The 16,078-nt window shown below is 64.5% G+C and carries 18 protein-coding genes; 14 read left to right on the top strand and 4 right to left on the bottom strand.

The window, feature by feature from the left end; translation table 11 throughout:
- Positions 1 to 3 precede the first annotated feature (3 nt).
- Complete coding sequence (locus ACFC4D_RS23005) at positions 4 to 519, bottom strand: NUDIX domain-containing protein (protein ID WP_376066374.1); 516 nt, start codon at positions 517 to 519, stop codon at positions 4 to 6.
- Positions 520 to 679: 160 nt separating this feature from the next.
- Here ACFC4D_RS23005 and ACFC4D_RS23010 point away from each other — a divergent pair, with 160 nt between their 5' ends.
- The 10 genes from ACFC4D_RS23010 to ACFC4D_RS23055 all read left to right on the top strand — a co-directional run bounded on the left by ACFC4D_RS23010 (position 680) and on the right by ACFC4D_RS23055 (position 8,158).
- Positions 680 to 886 (top strand): hypothetical protein, encoded by a 207-nt coding sequence (locus tag ACFC4D_RS23010; RefSeq protein WP_364647276.1) that lies wholly within the window; start codon positions 680 to 682, stop codon positions 884 to 886.
- Between the two features lie 25 nt (positions 887 to 911).
- Positions 912 to 1,184 (top strand): hypothetical protein, encoded by a 273-nt coding sequence (locus ACFC4D_RS23015; protein ID WP_376066376.1) that lies wholly within the window; start codon positions 912 to 914, stop codon positions 1,182 to 1,184.
- Between the two features lie 105 nt (positions 1,185 to 1,289).
- Positions 1,290 to 1,886 carry a hypothetical protein gene (locus ACFC4D_RS23020; RefSeq protein ID WP_376066378.1) on the top strand — a complete coding sequence of 199 codons (597 nt, stop codon included), beginning with the start codon at positions 1,290 to 1,292 and terminating at the stop codon, positions 1,884 to 1,886.
- A 654-nt stretch (positions 1,887 to 2,540) separates the two neighbouring features.
- On the top strand, positions 2,541 to 3,338 hold the full coding sequence (locus ACFC4D_RS23025; RefSeq protein WP_376066381.1) for a hypothetical protein: 798 nt from the start codon (positions 2,541 to 2,543) through the stop codon (positions 3,336 to 3,338).
- A gap of 69 nt (positions 3,339 to 3,407) precedes the next feature.
- The gene (locus tag ACFC4D_RS23030) at positions 3,408 to 3,584 is read left to right on the top strand and encodes a hypothetical protein (protein WP_376066383.1); all 177 of its coding nucleotides are present in this window, start codon (positions 3,408 to 3,410) and stop codon (positions 3,582 to 3,584) included.
- Positions 3,572 to 4,330: a hypothetical protein gene (locus ACFC4D_RS23035; protein WP_376066385.1), complete on the top strand. Its 759-nt coding sequence runs from the start codon at positions 3,572 to 3,574 to the stop codon at positions 4,328 to 4,330. The genes ACFC4D_RS23030 and ACFC4D_RS23035 overlap by 13 nt, the downstream gene beginning before the upstream one ends.
- Before the next feature lie 468 nt (positions 4,331 to 4,798).
- A complete protein-coding gene (locus tag ACFC4D_RS23040) occupies positions 4,799 to 5,815 on the top strand; it encodes an amidoligase family protein (RefSeq protein ID WP_376066388.1) in 1,017 nt (338 codons plus the stop codon).
- Positions 5,803 to 6,573 (top strand): class II glutamine amidotransferase, encoded by a 771-nt coding sequence (locus tag ACFC4D_RS23045; RefSeq protein ID WP_376066391.1) that lies wholly within the window; start codon positions 5,803 to 5,805, stop codon positions 6,571 to 6,573. The genes ACFC4D_RS23040 and ACFC4D_RS23045 overlap by 13 nt, the downstream gene beginning before the upstream one ends.
- 157 nt (positions 6,574 to 6,730) lie before the next feature.
- Positions 6,731 to 7,216 (top strand): hypothetical protein, encoded by a 486-nt coding sequence (locus tag ACFC4D_RS23050; protein ID WP_376066394.1) that lies wholly within the window; start codon positions 6,731 to 6,733, stop codon positions 7,214 to 7,216.
- A 600-nt stretch (positions 7,217 to 7,816) separates the two neighbouring features.
- Positions 7,817 to 8,158 carry a hypothetical protein gene (locus ACFC4D_RS23055; RefSeq protein ID WP_376066396.1) on the top strand — a complete coding sequence of 114 codons (342 nt, stop codon included), beginning with the start codon at positions 7,817 to 7,819 and terminating at the stop codon, positions 8,156 to 8,158.
- Positions 8,159 to 8,876: 718 nt separating this feature from the next.
- Here the strand turns inward: ACFC4D_RS23055 and ACFC4D_RS23060 are convergent.
- The 3 genes from ACFC4D_RS23060 to ACFC4D_RS23070 form a co-directional block, all read right to left on the bottom strand.
- Positions 8,877 to 9,743 (bottom strand): hypothetical protein, encoded by an 867-nt coding sequence (locus ACFC4D_RS23060; RefSeq protein ID WP_376066399.1) that lies wholly within the window; start codon positions 9,741 to 9,743, stop codon positions 8,877 to 8,879.
- Entirely contained in the window at positions 9,740 to 11,050 is a 1,311-nt protein-coding gene (locus ACFC4D_RS23065; protein ID WP_376066402.1) for a hypothetical protein, read from the bottom strand. Before ACFC4D_RS23065 ends, ACFC4D_RS23060 begins: the two co-directional genes overlap by 4 nt.
- A 195-nt stretch (positions 11,051 to 11,245) precedes the next feature.
- Positions 11,246 to 11,824, bottom strand: a complete 579-nt coding sequence (locus ACFC4D_RS23070; RefSeq protein ID WP_376066405.1) for a hypothetical protein — start codon at positions 11,822 to 11,824, stop codon at positions 11,246 to 11,248.
- A gap of 285 nt (positions 11,825 to 12,109) precedes the next feature.
- On the opposite strand from ACFC4D_RS23070, the gene ACFC4D_RS23075 reads away from it, so the two are divergent.
- The 4 genes from ACFC4D_RS23075 to ACFC4D_RS23090 all read left to right on the top strand — a co-directional run bounded on the left by ACFC4D_RS23075 (position 12,110) and on the right by ACFC4D_RS23090 (position 15,794).
- Positions 12,110 to 13,222 (top strand): DUF4192 domain-containing protein, encoded by a 1,113-nt coding sequence (locus ACFC4D_RS23075; protein WP_376066407.1) that lies wholly within the window; start codon positions 12,110 to 12,112, stop codon positions 13,220 to 13,222.
- A gap of 61 nt (positions 13,223 to 13,283) precedes the next feature.
- Positions 13,284 to 13,769 (top strand): single-stranded DNA-binding protein, encoded by a 486-nt coding sequence (locus ACFC4D_RS23080; RefSeq protein WP_376066410.1) that lies wholly within the window; start codon positions 13,284 to 13,286, stop codon positions 13,767 to 13,769.
- 349 nt (positions 13,770 to 14,118) lie between these two features.
- Complete coding sequence (locus tag ACFC4D_RS23085; protein ID WP_376066413.1) at positions 14,119 to 15,543, top strand: hypothetical protein; 1,425 nt, start codon at positions 14,119 to 14,121, stop codon at positions 15,541 to 15,543.
- Between the two features lie 86 nt (positions 15,544 to 15,629).
- The gene (locus ACFC4D_RS23090; protein ID WP_376066416.1) at positions 15,630 to 15,794 is read left to right on the top strand and encodes a hypothetical protein; all 165 of its coding nucleotides are present in this window, start codon (positions 15,630 to 15,632) and stop codon (positions 15,792 to 15,794) included.
- Positions 15,795 to 16,078: the final 284 nt, after the last annotated feature.

Here is a 16,078-nt window from a genome sequence, read left to right on the forward strand (position 1 = left end):
TCACTACATGATCGGCCGCCCCTGCTCACACAACACAGTCGCTCCGTCTCGTGCGCCAGCCAACCCCGCAGCGAGGCGATCGAGCAGCAAAGGTTTCACCAGAGCTGCGGCCTCATCCAAGGTATGGAAGGACGCCGAGAGAATCTCTCCGTCTCGCAGCCTCATTCGCGCAGACGAGTCGTCCGGAAGGACGCCTCCGTCGAAAACGAAAACTACTCCTTCGGGCCTGGAGTCTTGCGGGCGAACGTAATCCACGACAAGCAGCCGCCCCAGCGGAATCCGCAGTCCCAGCTCCTCGCCAACCTCGCGCTGAGCTGCCGCCCACGGCGACTCATCGGCTTCCACGGCACCACCGGGAATCTCCCAGTTCGGCTTGTACGACGGTTCGACCAGCAACACGCGGTCTGCGCTGTCTCGGAACAGGACTCCCGCTGCCATCCGCTTGCGGGCCAATCTCGCCACGTAATCCGCGACAGGCAAATCCTCAGCCGCGGAACTGCCGGAATCAGGCCGGGTCACCTGAGCCACCTTAACGACGCCTGCACACCAACGCGCGGCGATCGCGCCGCAACGCGTCACGAACACGTCGTGACAAGGCCTGCTGTCTCCACCCCATGAAAGGAACAGAGTGACCACTTCACCCACAAGACATGATATGAACGATGATACCGTCTATATCATGGCCACGAAGCAGATCTCCATCACTGTCGACGAGCAGATCGTCGCCGCCATCGAACGCATCTCCGGCGGCAACAGATCAGCGGGATTCGAGCACGCCGCGCGGGTGTACCTGCTCACCTCGCAAGCCAAGGCGATGACCAGCGAAGAAGATCAGCAGCTCGCCGACTTCGATGCGACCTGCGAGCAGTGGCGCGCCAGTGCATAGAGGTGACGTCTACAAAATCAGCACGGTGACGGGTCGCGCGATGAACGCGCTCGTGGTGTCCGACATCGACGTAGCCGAGCCAATCGGCTACGTCTTCATCACCCCGATCGTCGAATCTCCTGGTACGCGCCAACATGTCACCGCACCGATCTCCGCAGTGGAGAACGGATCCGCGGTCGTATGGCGTACCCAGTCCGTACCCTTGGCCAACCTGGAAAAGGGCGAACTGGCAGGCCAGGCCACCGACAGCGAGATGGCCGAGGTTGATTCGCTGCTCAAGGCCCTGTTCGGGCTCTAGCGAACGGGCCCCGCGAGATGAACGAGCCCCGACCTCCACGGTCGGGGCTCGACCACTGGAAGGCCCAAATGAGCCACACATCCTGGAAGGCAGGGCCGCCGTCAAGTGAGAAGCCGAGAAATCCGTGCCCGTCGTGCTCGTTCAGGGCGACTTGTCGCTGCGATTGCTCTCCTGATCGTCACCGCGTCCGTTGCAGGGTGCGATAGCAAGACCGACACCAGCAAACCGCCACCAACTGTCGAGGACTTCTGCACTCCGTTCCTGAACTACTTCCGCACCGACTTCCCGATCGATACCGTCAAACCGTCCTACCTCACTGGCAAACGTCAAGCCGATCAGCCTGTGAAGGACGCGTTCACCTGTGTCTTCGACCCGGTCAAGGCCGGCAACCCATCGCTCACCGCCAGCGTCGCACTAAGGCCGACCCGAGCCGACGAATCAGATGGCGGCCTGACTCCCTATCTGAAGGAAAACCACTTCGCACCCCTTCCTGGGCATGGGAAGGAAATCTGGATCCGAGACGCACGCACCAAGACGGGTCCTATCCAAACCAAAGGCGTCGTCGAACTCACCACCCGAATCGATCCGTGGGTCGGTTCCATGGAAATCATCAATGAAAACGACACCCTGGTGATCACCGACGAACAGATAGGGAACGCCGCCGAACTCCTCATCAAGAACACCGAGGCCTTGAGTCAGTAGCAGAAAAATCACCGGCGACCTCGCATCGAAGTCACAGACAAACACCGGAACCACGTTGCTTACCCGACGTTGTGCAGCCCACACGTCCGGGTCGTCAGGATCCAGGCCAGCGTCTACCAGTGCATGACGACTGATACCGGCGTCCATGTTGTCTTGGACGACAGTGTGCCCTTTCAGGTTCCAACTTTCCGACGACCGCGGCCCACCGGTTTCATCGGACCAGCCACGACAGTCCGTCAAGCAGCGGGCAAGTAGCACCCGTCCTGCGCGGCCTGCAGCGATTTCCTCATAGATGTCGATTGGAACCGCTCGCTAATGCGGTGCGCGATCGACCTACCATGCTCATCCAGCAAGCCGACCGCCCACTCCCAGGGCTCATCCCCGCGCGTAAGCCCCCGAAGTAGCCCTGGTCAGCAAACCCGCATCCTTCGCCGTGACGGAATCGCCTCCGTCACGGCGTTTTTCGTCTCCACCCTCATCGAAAGGCGATCCACCATGCCCGAAATCGATTGGCCCGCAGCCCCTTGCGCGATCTGCGACTCGGCCGTCAACGATGACCACGCGCAAATGCTGGACTCCGAGAGAATCTGCCCCTCATGCGCGGCTCGACTGCCGCGCTGCGACCGGTGCCGCGGGCCGAGTCGGCGACTGGCAGTGACCATCGAACTCGGACGACTCTGCCCGCGATGCGCCGCCGGGTGGCGGGAGTGCGCGCGCTGCCGCTACTACTCCCCGGCGACCTGGCCCACCGACACCGCCGACTATGTCTGCCCACAGTGTGTGGACCGGTTCTACGATCACTGCGCCGTCTGCAGTTTCTACACCGCCGAGAGCCGATATGTCTCGGGCGGTACGCGGGTGTGCTCGCGGTGTGCGCCGCGCTATACCGCCTGTGAGCACTGCGGCACGCTGTTGCCCCGCTACACCGACTGCGATAGCTGCGACGCGGGTGGGCGCATCTGGAACTACAACTACAAGCCCGACCCCCGATTCTTCGGCGCCGGACCGGTCTTCCTCGGCTTGGAGCTGGAAATCGTTGTGCCGGAACATCATTACCAGCTCAGTGCGCAGACCGTCAGCGACCATGTGCATGAGCTGGCTTATCTCAAGCACGACTCGTCGATCGAGCCACTGGGCTTCGAGCTGGTCACCCATCCCATGGACTACACGTTCGCGATCGAGCACTTCCCGTGGCCACTGCTCGAGCAGCTGAGCGCATTGGGGTGCTACTCCGATCACACCGTCGGAATTCACGTGCACCTCTCGCGCGCTGGCTTCACCTCGCCCGCCCATATCTATCGCTGGGCCAAACTGATCTACCGCAACGAATCCCACACCGTGGCCCTGGCTCGGCGCCGATCGCCGTTCGCGCAGTTCTCTGCCACTGCGCGCGAGCGCGTCAAGCACACCGCCAAGGACGATGTGCGGCGCTTCGGGCTGAACCGATACTAGGCGATCAATCCGCATCCGCGCGCGAGCCTGGAATTGCGGGTGTTCGCCGGATCCCTTGAGAGCCACCAGGTGCAAGCCGCGCTCGCCTTCGCCGCAGCCACCGTCGAATACACCCGCGGACTCGATTCCGCCGCCGTCATCCAGCACAGCGGCTGGGACTGGCATCGATTCACCGCCTGGGTGCGCCGGCATCCGGAATACGCCCCGTTGCAGGCCGAGCTGGAGGCGCTCACATGTGCCTGCTGACCTTCCTGCCCGGCGGAGTAGCACCCGATCTGGGCGCACTGCGCAATGGTGCCCGGGCCAACCGGGACGGTCACGGGTTCGCTGTGGTCACCGAGTCCGCCATTCTGGTCGGGCGCAGTATGGACGCGGGAGTCGTGCTCGACAATTTCGCGGCAGTCCGCGCCCGCCATCCGCGCGGACCCGCGCTGTTCCACAGCCGCTATGGCACCCACGGCGCGGTGAGCATCGACAACTGCCACCCGTTTCGCCTCGGCGGTGATCGGCGAACGGTGGTGGCGCACAACGGTGTTCTGCCCCGGCGTGTGCAGCCCGCACCCTACAACCCGCGCTCGGATACCCGCATCGCCGCCGAAACCTATCTGGCACGTATGCCGTTCGGATCCTTCGACACCCCGCGCGGCCGACGGGACCTGGAAGCGTGGCTCGGGGCCAGCAAGATGGTCGTGCTCACCATCGACCCGGCGTTCGAGCAGAACGCATATGTGTTCAACGAATCCGCCGGGATCTGGGATGACAGGATTTGGTATTCCAATCGCGGCTATCGCTCCGATTCCTCAGCGGCACTGCTCGGTTCGCGCGCATGGCTGTACGTCTGCGAGGCCTGCGATGAGGTCGACTTCAGCCGGCGCGGCCGCTATTGCAGCCGGTGCGGCTGGTGCTTCCACTGCGCCAACCACTTCCCCCACTGCGACTGCGACACCGGTCTGAACCCACCGGTGCCCGCCCTGGGACGCAGCGGCCGCTAGCCAGCCGAGCTTCACCGGCACCGGCGACCACGGTCCCTGATCGACCTACCCACCGCCGATCGCTCGCGGGGCGAACACGCTCGCATGCCACAGGCGTATTCATCCCGATTTCCCACCCGCACAACATATTCGGCTCACGGAGATGTCCCGCGAGCCCCGCCGCGCTGCGCCGAACACCCGCGCGGTCCGCACCTCACCTCCCCCGCTGTCCGCCCACCGACAGCGGGTCCCGACCCCTTTCCTCATCAGAAAGGCATACCCATGCCCACATCCAGATCCGGATCCAGATCGACTGCGGCACAGGTCCTCTGCCAGTTATGCGCGGCCCACGTACCCGAACCCCCACCTGATCACGGCGGCGAGCCCTTGTGCTCGGCCTGCGAGGACCTACCGCTCTGCGAAGGCTGCGGCGACCGCGCCCACGAGGTCCACAGCACCGTCGATGACCGATTACTGTGCCGCCAGTGTGTGCGGGCGTGGTTCGAATGCGAACTGTGCCAGCGCTACACCGCCACCGGCACCCCCACCATCGACGACGGTATGGCGTGTGATCGCTGCGCCGATCTGCGCTACTGGCGCTGCTCGGACTGCCGCCTGCTGGCCCGCTCGGTGCGCCACGTCGACAACGGCGAGCAAGTCTGCGTCGATTGCGAGGACGACTACCGCGAATGCGCGGAATGCGATCACCTCACCAGCGGCGGAACCTACTGCTCGCACTGCGCTGTCGACGACCACGACGATCGCGTCTTCGACCACTCCTACAAACCCGACCCCGTATTCCACGGCGCGGGCCCGGTCTATCTCGGCTTGGAACTCGAACTCAAGACCTCCGGTCACGCACTGGAAGACTGCGTCGATGCCGCAGTGAGCCAGTTGCGCGGCCTGGGCTATCTCAAAGAAGACGGATCCATCGGCTACGGCAACGGATTCGAACTCGTCACCCACCCGATGAGCTACGACTGGGCGCTCGAGCACTTCCCGTGGACCGTGTTGCGGGAAATGCGAAGCCGCGGAGCCTATATCGACGACGGCGTCGGAATCCACGTGCACGTCTCCCGCGAAGGATTCACCTCGCCCGCCCATGTGTACCGGTGGATGAAGTTCATCTACCGCAACGAGTCCTGGGCCACCCGCCTGGCGCGGCGCAGCAGCGATGAATGGGCGAGCTTCGATCCCGATATGCGCGCCGAGATCGCCCACTTCGCCAAAGGCGACCGCCTCGGCTACGGGCGCTACCACGCGATCAACGTCTGCCCGCGCGACACCTTGGAAGTGCGCATCTTCGCCAGTTCCCTGGACCCGCAACAGGTTCAGGCCGCCTTGGCGTTCGTGGCCGCCTCGGTGGAGTACACCCGCACCCTCACCTCGGGCGATGTGGCCAGCCGCCGCGGCTGGGAATGGACCGCCTTCGTCACCTGGGTGCGCCGGCACCCGATCTACCTGCCGCTGCTGGCGGAAATGGAGGCCCTGCAATGTGCATCCTGAGCTTCTACAAGCCCGGCATCGCCCCGGATCTGGAGGCGCTACGCGATGGCGCGGCGGCCAATCCGCACGGGCACGGGTACGCGGTCGTGGCCGATGACCGCATCGTGGTGGGCCGGGGACTCGACGCCGAGGCGGTGATCACCGAATTCGCCGCCACCCGAGCGCGCTTCGCCGATCAACCGGCACTCTTCCACTCCCGCCTGGCCACCCACGGGGTGATCAACGACCAGAACTGCCATCCCTTCGCCGTCGGCGGCGATGTGCGAACAGTATTGGCGCACAACGGAATTCTGCCCGAAATCGTGCACCCGCAGCTCGACGATCCGCGCTCGGATACCAGGGTCGCCGCCGAGGACTTCCTCCCGCACGAGCCGTTCGGGCCGCTGGACTCCTGGGCCGGGCGCGCGCGACTCGAAACCTGGCTCGCCGGGGACAAGATGGTGCTGTTGACCGTCGATCCGCGCTACAAACACACCGCCTATCTGTTCAACGAACACCACGGCTACTGGTCCCACGAGGGCATCTGGTATTCCAACCTCTCCCACCTGTGGCGCCACTCCCCGAGTCCAGCCCGCCCCGGCGAGTACTTCACCGACTACTGCGATTGCTGCGGTCATGTCGATGACGAACGCCTCGGACCGCACTGCACCGCCTGCGGCTTCTGTGACCACTGCTGGCGCGAATTCCCGCACTGCGAATGCGAATTCCTCACCGGCACTGACCGTTACGGCGACCTGAGCTTCTCCGACGTCGCCTGAGCTCCACCACACAGCTGCGCCGCGCGTCCCCGCGGTGGAGTCCCGACCGATAAGGACCACCACTCATGACTCCCTTCCCGCGCTACGTCACTCACCCACTCACCCTGCTGTTGTCGACGCGCCGACCTATCTCGCGTCCGGCTCGGGGAGCGGCGAGGTGAACGCCCATGCCGCGCGGTTGCGTGTGCACCCTCGTCACCGTGGCACCGCACCCGCGCCACCCGCAGCCGAGGTTGTGGTCATCGGCTACCGCGCGCGTTTCGCCACCGCTCCACCCGCCGGTGCGGTGGTGAAGTCCTTCACCGACATCACCCCGACCACCACCGCCACCTCCCCAGTGCCCTGCATGGCGTTGGTTTCGATTGAACCCGCCACCCAGGTCGTACGCCTGCGCGACGACGGCACCAGCGAAATCAGCTGGGAGGAACACGATTTGGGTCTCCTGGGTGTCACGGGCATCCGCTGGTGTCTCATGCCCGTCGAGCTGTCGTCCACCGGCCGGTTCGTCATCGCCGACGGAACCTGGGCCGCGGGCGGCTACGAAGCGATCCTGGCCCGATCCACCATCGCGAACGCTCCCACCGCACCGATCGTCGTCCCGGTACACAATCTCAATCCGCGCACCGGGCGTCACCGATGGTGATCCGCGACGCGGCCGCGCTGATCTCTTGGATCGAATCGGCGCTGCCCGCAGTCGATTCCACCATGTTCGGTCCCTGGCTCACACATTCGCCCACTCCCGGCGCACGGGTCGCGGCCGTTCATCTCCGCGTCGAATCGCCACCCCTGCCAACGCAATCGATCACCGTGAGTTTGGCCGCTCGACCGATCACCGGAGATCACGCCGCTTCTCAGGCACCTGTGCTCGCGAAGCGATCAGGGATCCGAGGAGAACCATGAATTCCGATGGACCGTCGTCGAATTCGTCCCGTCCATCCATTCCCGCGCGTCTGCACGACAAGCCGACCGCCCAGGGTTTGACCATCCCGTATCTGACGCTGTGTCACCGTGGACGCCTCGCACCGGTCTGGGGCGCGATCGATCCCCATCGGTATGCACTGGTCCTGACGCTGCGCCTGTGTCAGGTCTGCGGCGAAGATCTCGGCGACGGTGAAGGGCCGGGCAACCGCGTCATCGTCTTTGTCCGGCCGCAGGATTGGCTGCGCGGGGTGGGTCCCGAGCCCGGTGTGCATCCCGAATGCGCCGCGTATTCCATCCGTGCGTGCCCGATGCTCGCAGGACGATGCCCACCTACCGATCCAATGCCGTCGCCGCGCGCATCACACCATGTCAGGACACCGCATGTGAGTGTCGCCAATGGACAGCGCCCGGCCCCGACTCCGAGGAAGCGGTGCGGGCGGGCAAGCCCGCCGACGCGTGGTACTCGGTATTGATCGACGCACGGGACTACCGGATCGTGCACGAGGACGGCGAGCAATCCAGCGATTCCGGATACGGTGTCGCCCTGCGCAATCTGCCGATCGTGCGGCTGCGCAGAGTCGGCGATGCGGCTCACGCCCAGCCGACGGCGCTGGACAGGTTGGCAACGACGCTGACGATCAATCGGCTCAGCGGCCGCCTGTAGCCCAACACCGCAGGTGCCATTTGTGTTCAGCAAGACGGTTTGATCCGACGCAGTCGGTCCGTCGATGAGCACACCAGTCGGGGCAACATTCGCGGCGATGAAGAAGAATCCGACGATATCGCGGCTTGCGCGGATGAGGCTGTCCTGCAGCCCATTACCGCATAGACGCGACGAGTCGACTACGCCTGCAAAAGAATCCCTCACTCAAGACGGGGATTGGGGATGATGCGTATCAAGGCGCTATGCGACGTTTGGGGCGCGCAGCGTGCCGAGCCGCTCGTCAGCGGAGATGCCAGATGTGCCCTGCAGATGGAGGCAGTTTCGCCACTCAATGGTTGGACGTGCGGCTCTGACATTGGGTATCGGTTTCCCGAAATAATTCAAAGCACAGATCCTCCAAGGGAATCGAGTGCAACGAATTGACGGAAAACCGGAACCACCAACAGATCGACATCAGATTCTCCGGACGTTGCCGAGTCAGTGGGGCAACCATCAAGAAATGTGTCGCCAAGGTCTCCGCGGCCTTGGTGCTGATGCTCAGCGGGTGGATCCTGCACACCGACGGGCAGATCACCCCGACCAGCACGACACAGCAGCAGGGCTGCGTTACAGCACAGGGGCCCAACTTGCAGAGATAATTCCGAAACGACCCTGAATCACGTTGCCCGAAAACATGATCGGATGAGCCTGGGTTACAGCGGCCACGCCAAGCCCAGGCTCATCGCCGTCGCCGCCTGTCGCGTTGCTCGCGCTGCTCGCGTTCGCGTTTGGTATGACGTTCTACCAGCCCTGGCAGTTCAATCGCGGTAAAGAACATCCGATGCAAACGCGCGAACTTGTCGACCACCCGCAAGACGGACCGAGGTTTCCCCCGTACGGCCGATTCGTAGGAGCCGAGCGATACGCACTCCCCGGTACGGGCGAATCCGGGAGCATCGGCCACGATAGCCTTCTCGTAGTCGACAATGGCTTCGTAGTATTCCTCGATTCGTGTGCGTGCTGTCTTGCTGGCGATGGCGCCTTCGGATCCGAGATCGTCGTAACCAGGCTCTGTGGTCGCAAGCGAGCGCCACATCCGGGCATCGTAGGGGCGGTGAAGGATTCGGCGCATGAGGTCGCCGGTGCCTGGTACGCCGGGATAACAGCGAACCAGCGACGGCGACGGTGGGACATGGCGACCGGCGGTTGTGTTGATCGCGTCTAGAAGGCGGATCAGCTCGATCAGATCGGCATCGTTGCGTGTCACCCACCCGGCCGGCGGCCGTTCCATGAGCTGACAAGCGGCGTATTTGAACAACGATCGGGATTCATCAGGTTGGCAGTACCCAATGGCTGGTGGCAAGTCGGGTTTGGCCAAGGCATCTAAAACCAGAAGTCCGCTGTGAGGCGACACCATGTTGAAGTGCATGTCCACCAGTACGGCGGCAATGTCAGAATGTTCGGCAAGCTTGTCGGCAACCTTCGTGGGATCGGTCAACGGGATGAATTCGAAATCGTTGACTCGATCGGGAAGCTGGGATTGCAAGTAAGCGTATGGAGCCGCGACCGCAATCATCGTGTTGTCGTCAACTACAAGTATTTTCACAGCTCTGCCTGTTCGTAGGGAGCGTTGGCGCACCAACGAGCGGTGGCGATGACGCCGGTGGTCGGTCTGTCTTGGATCTGTAGATCGCCGCCATGTCGCCGAAGCACAAGTTGGAGCCGTTGAAGCGATTCACCCATCGTCCAGTTCACAGGTAGGCCTGGCCCGTCGTCGGTGACCACGATCTCGATCATCCGCAGCCGACTGTCGCCAGAAGCACGGTAGCGGGAGGTGACACGCACCGTGACTGTCGGCCAGGCTGCACCGTCATAGCTTTTGAGCGCATTGCAGCACAGATCCGAGAGCACACCCCGCGCCACTGGCGCATCGGCGTTGCCTACCGGCCGGCTGTCGCTGCCGTCGATGACCCGTAGCCGTCCACGGGCTTCCTCGGGCAGGAACTTGAGAATTCCAGCGATGAGGTCGTCGACGCTGAGAGGTTGATTCGGTTCACTTATGTTGAGCATGCAGCTTTCGAGCTCGTTGCGCATATACGCCATCAGATTCTCTACGTCTTCAGGTCGATCCTTCGCGGCTAAACGCATGTAGTGGATGGGTGCACCGATTTGGGCGTGAACGAGCATTGCATCGTTGATTCGAACCCTATACAGGGCAGGCTTTCTGGCGCGATCTGCCGCACCCAAGACTGCCTCATAGGTCCGCACAATGGGGTAGATCAACAGCAATGTCGACGCGAGCAAGGGCACGTACCTCGAACCTTCGTGCGCATCCAAGCTGAGCAACACGCCACAGACGACAGCTCCGACAACTGGAACGAATGCACGTATGCCCCGGGTGACGGTTAGGTTCATAGCGTCGGTGTCGGTTCGGTAGATAGAAGAATCCGTCAGAACCTGAGTCCAGCTCGAGGCGACATAGATCACGGCGGGGACGGCAGCTAGCACCATCCGCTCGGGGTAGGCGTCGAATGGTCCACCTGGCCAACCTGTTACGAGAACAAGCAGGAATCCTCCGAGCGCCTCGCTGATTCCGGCCAGGTTAGCTGTACCTTTCCAGCTCACATCGAGTAAGTGGTTGGCGATCGTTCGCGCGAGCACGAACCTGGATTCTGCCCAAGTGACCAGAAGGTCCTCGCGAGTGTGCAGGTAGGCCAAAACTGAGCCGAGAGCGGCAGGGACGACGGCGACGACCCACCATGGTTGACCACACCAGATGGACAGTGCGCCAAGGAGAATCGCGCACCCAGAGCGCACGATGGCATTCGTGCGACCGATCTCCAACGATGTTCCTCGCGCGGTGTCGTAGATGTCGGCAGAGCGGAGTCGAACATTATGCAGCCAGGTAGTCATCGGCATTCCTTCGCACCCGCGATAGTTGATTCAATCAGTCCAGCACGAGGCCACGGCCCGAAACATGGCACAAGTGACCGAAATTAGCGGGCACATATGGCTGGCCAAGGTGGAGCGAACAACCTACCGCGTTGTGGGGGACACGTGGCGGGACCGATGCGATCATCGGGAAAGAGGATTGAGCACGGCGCCAGGTCAACTCGATGGCTCGACCTCATCCCTTCCATAAGACGTAGGCGCTGGCGCTGCGGCGATCGAGTGGGCAGGACCGGCAGACCTCTCAGCGCTCGAGCTTCCAGGTGATGTCATCGCGGTGACCGGTGAACGGACTGCGTCAGAGTCAGCCGATGAATTCGCACTACGACTCTGACCCGCAGGTGTTGCGCGATGAACCGCGAGCAGCTGACGCACACGCGTGCGGGTGATCTCGAGCAGATCGGCTACTTCGGCATCGGTGTGCACCTGAGCCCGGATAGCCACGGCGGCCGAGGCTTGGGTGCTTTCGTGCGCGGCGACTTCGGTTGCCGCATGCGCGATCACGCTCTCGATCTGCTCTTGTAGTCGCGCCACCTCACCATCGCGGCGCTGCTCGATGCGCACGATCGCGTTCCACGCGTCGAGGTACGCCCCCACCGCGGTGGTGATGTTCTTTTCCCGTTCGGCCTCGGCGGCACGGCGCGCGAGGCTGCGTTGACGTGAGCGCTGCAGGCGCGCAATGAGTTCCGGTGAACTATTGCGTCCGCGCGAGCGGCGCGGGGATATGTCTTCGGTCATGACGAGTTGCTCCTGACACGGTGCGACAACCGGTCAGTCCCTCGCACACACCACGATACCGACCGGACATCGCCTAATTCCGGCCTCGCATCAGTCCACGTCGCATTTCCGGTACACGCTCCCGCGCCTTCTGCGCCTTAGGCGCACGACGGCAGCGGCGCGGATCTCACCGTGTTCGCCCACCGCGCACGCGCGCGCAACGCACCTGCGCATTCCGTGCCGACCCGCACGCTCGCACCTCACTTCGGCTCTGCCCGAGCCACTTCCCACTTCAGGAGGCTTGCCATGCCTGTGTCCATACACATTCACGATCCCGCCGACCTCATCGCGGCGGTGCCTGCCATGCTCGGCTTCACCCCGATCCGCTCACTGGTGCTGTTGTTCGTCACACACCACCCCGAGGTCGAGGGCAGCGCGGTGGTCCAGTTCCTTGTGCGGATGGAGTCACCGCTGCAGGACCATCGCCTGTCCGATGACGATATCGCGCAGTACGCCGCGGATATGTGCTCCCGCATGGACGCCCATGCCGTACTGGCGGTTCTGGTGGATGACCGCCTCTCGCGGCCCACCCACACCGATGCCGCCGACGCGCGATGCCGATCGGCGCTGCAGACCCTGCGGACCCAGCTGGAGTCAGTAGACCTCGCACTCGCCGGAGCATGGTGCACGCGCGCCCTCGCCGCACACACCGAATGGTGGAGCGAGGCCACACCCGAGCAATACGGATATCTACCCGACCCCACGGCCTCCCGCATCGCCGCCGAATACACCGCCGCGGGCCGTCCCATCCACGCAACGCGCACCGACCTGATCGAGCTCCTCGACGTCGATCACGCGTTGCGGCACACCGTCACCGCCGTTCTCGATGACGCGGCCGTGCAGGCACATCAACGGTTCGTGCGCGCGGTGCAGATCGGCGATCCGAGCGCCTATTCGCGTCAAGCGCTCTGGCAGGTGATGCAGACCATCGCGCACACCTCCACCCTCGAGGTGCCCACCCCACGAGCACTCGCCGACGTCGCTGTGGCACTGCGCGATTCGGCGGTACGCGAAGCCATGTTCGGCGTCGCCGACGGCGAGCATGCGCATCGCGCCCACCAGCTCTGGACCATCCTGACCCGGGCACTGCCCGATCCCGACCGCGCCGAAGCCGCCATGCTGCTGGCCTTCAGCGCCTACCTGCACGGCGATGGCGCGCTCGCCGGAATCGCCCTGGACACCGCACTGGCCTCGGATCCCGATCACCGCATGGCGCAATTGCTCGACCTGGCGCTCTCGACCGCTATGCCACCGCATCGCCTGCGCCGACTGTGCGAGGCAGGGATCGAGTCCGCCACCGAACTGCGCATCGATATCGGTGTCGCAGCACACGACTCACCCATCGACGAGAACCCCTGACTGCCGTCCATAGCCGACGCATCGACACCGCAGCGGTTCCGCACCCCCGAAGGAGCCTTCCATGACCCAGGGCTACACCGTCATCGGAAATCTCACCGGCGACCCCGAACTCCGGTTCACCCCCGCGGGCGAAGCGGTCGCGAATTTCACCGTCGCCTCCACACCCCGCTACTTCGACCGAGCGACCGGGCAATGGCGCGACGGCGACGCACTGTTCCTGCGCTGCTCGATCTGGCGTCAGGCCGCGGAGAACGTCGCCGAGAGTCTGCGCCGCGGCGCGCGGGTCATCGCCTCGGGCCGACTCAGGCAGCGCACCTACCAGACCCGTGAGGGTGATAAGCGCTCGGTCATCGAACTCGACGTCATCGAAGTCGGGCCGTCACTGCTCAACGCCACCGCGACAGTGCGGCGAAACGCCCCCACCCACGGCGGATTCGGTCCGCACACCGACGCGGGCAACGGATCTCGTGGGCACGCCGAGCATGACGACACCGCCCGCACCACCGCACCGGCCGCCGCCGCCGACCCGGCCGAACCCACCTTCTGACCTCTCCCCCGACCCTCGCTCGCCGCATCGGCACGGAAAGGGTCGCCGGGATGGCTGGTCCGCACGACCAGCCATCGACGAGGGCTACCGGACCGACCGCGCCGCGCCGCACAGCCCACGCCCGGCGCAATCGACTATCGGTGCGCGCGAGCGTGTTCGGTGACCCGCCGATCACCGGTGCGCGCGCACCGATAGTCGCTTCCGCACGCCCGGCGTGTTCTGCGCCCGCGCCGCGCGCCCGGCCCGGTCGGACGCCCTCGGCTGGTCGCACCGACCAGCCCGCCATCCCGGCTGTCGAGTTGCTCACGCGCCGGATGCGCGCCGATTCATCGCCCAGACAGGACAATCCGTGACCGAACACAGCGCCTTCCTCGATGCCATCGCCACACTCGAGATCACCTTCACCACCGACCGCCGCGCCGCACGCCGCGCATTCCCGGCCGTGCTCGCCCTGGCCACCCCCGACGAGCGCGCCTTCCTCGACCAGCTGGTGCACACCTTCACCCGGTACCCGTTCGCCACAGCACTCAAAAGCCTTGCCGCGCAATATCCGAATCAGCCACAGCGCCTGAGAGCCCTGATCCCCGATACCGATCCCGGCCTGTACCTGCGAGACCGCGCCGACCGGCTCGCCGACATGCAGGCCCGCGCCGCCCGCAACAACACCAGCATCGACGACGAATACTCCGCACAGCACGCACAATTGCCCACCGCCGAACTCGCGCGCACCCCGATGCGCCAGTGGCGCAACCCGCCCACGCGCACCTACCTCGCACCCAGCCGCGACACCGACGCGTCCCGCCGATCTGCCGAGCAAATCAAATACCGCGCCGCACAACGCGGCAAACGTCGACCCGTCGACACCGAACCCGAGATCCTCACCCAGTACTGCCTGCAGCACCTCTACACCGACACCGTCGACCACGAACTCACCACCGCCCGCACCGCCGAACAACGCGCCCGCGACCGCGGACTGCTGCGCGCACCCGGAACCGGCACGTGGACACCACGCTTCCCGGGCGACAAACCACCGCTCGACAGCGACCACGCACGCACACTCTGGAATCACACCTACGTGCACTACGTCGCCGAGCAATACCAACACGCCCTGGCCCTGGACGGCACACCAGCGATCAGCGACGACGCGGCCCTCGCGCGCGCGGCCACCCGCACCACCCTGCACGACTACACCGACCGGCGCACCGCACTTCCCTTCCAGGGCAACGGCCTGGACTACGACCACCACGCCATGACCCCCGCACGCGGATGGCGCTGCGTGTGCTGCTTCATCGAACGCAGCGATACCGACCAACACCTCATCCACACCCGCGCAGGACAATTCCGCAGCGACGACGGCCTGTGCGATATATGCCGCAGTGACAACCGGCCCGGCCTGCCACCGCTGCCCGCCGAATTCACCGCGCGCGACCTCGCCCGCGCCTACTGCGGATACTTCGCGCGCGTCTACCCGCACGCCGCGCGCGGCCTACTCGCCGACGTGCGACGCCGAGCACCACGGTGGCTGATCGCCCTCATCGACGAATTCCTCACCACCGCACACCTTCCCGGCGGCGACGAGCCCGACCCACAACCCCCGCTCGCACCCGCACAGCGGCCGCCACGACGACCCGGCCCAGTCCTGGGCGCGGGTCAACGCACCGGCCGCTGCGACGCCTGCACCCGAATCACCGCCGTCAATACCGACAGCCTCTGCACGCAGTGCCTGGTCTGGATCGGCGTGGGCACACCCACCCTCCGCCAGCGCGCCGCCTGACCGTCCACCCCCCATGTTCTCCAGTCCGCCGCGGTGCCACTTCCTGCGGCGGACTGGGCACCACCCTTCATCGAAAGGTCACACCAATGTCCACTGCACGCGCGATTCTGCGGTACACCGCGATCTACCTCGGCATTTTCGTCACGTTCTACCTCGCCGGATACGCAATGCTCCATATCCTGCCCGTCGACCTGAATCCATCGATCCAGATCACCTGCCCCTCCGGCGATCCCGTCCTCCACCAAGCGTGAGCGCGCCCGCCACGAACTGACGTAGGCAGGTAACCGAACCACCGGCTACCTGCCTACCACCACCAAACATTCACCCCCACCGAATCATTCGCACATTCACAACCACCAGTACCCAACTCCACTGATGTACATCCTCCGCTCGCTCCCCTACTCCCCTTCTTTCCTCATCGCCGCAATCAGACCTCTTGCATATCGGGGCACAGTTCCGTAACGACCAGCAACAACGACACAATTGGCAATTCCGGTACCAGCTGTGCCCGTAGACGTTCACTGCCGCATAGGGT

The sequence above is a fragment of the Nocardia sp. NPDC056000 genome (assembly GCF_042269265.1).
Classification (GTDB): domain Bacteria; phylum Actinomycetota; class Actinomycetes; order Mycobacteriales; family Mycobacteriaceae; genus Nocardia.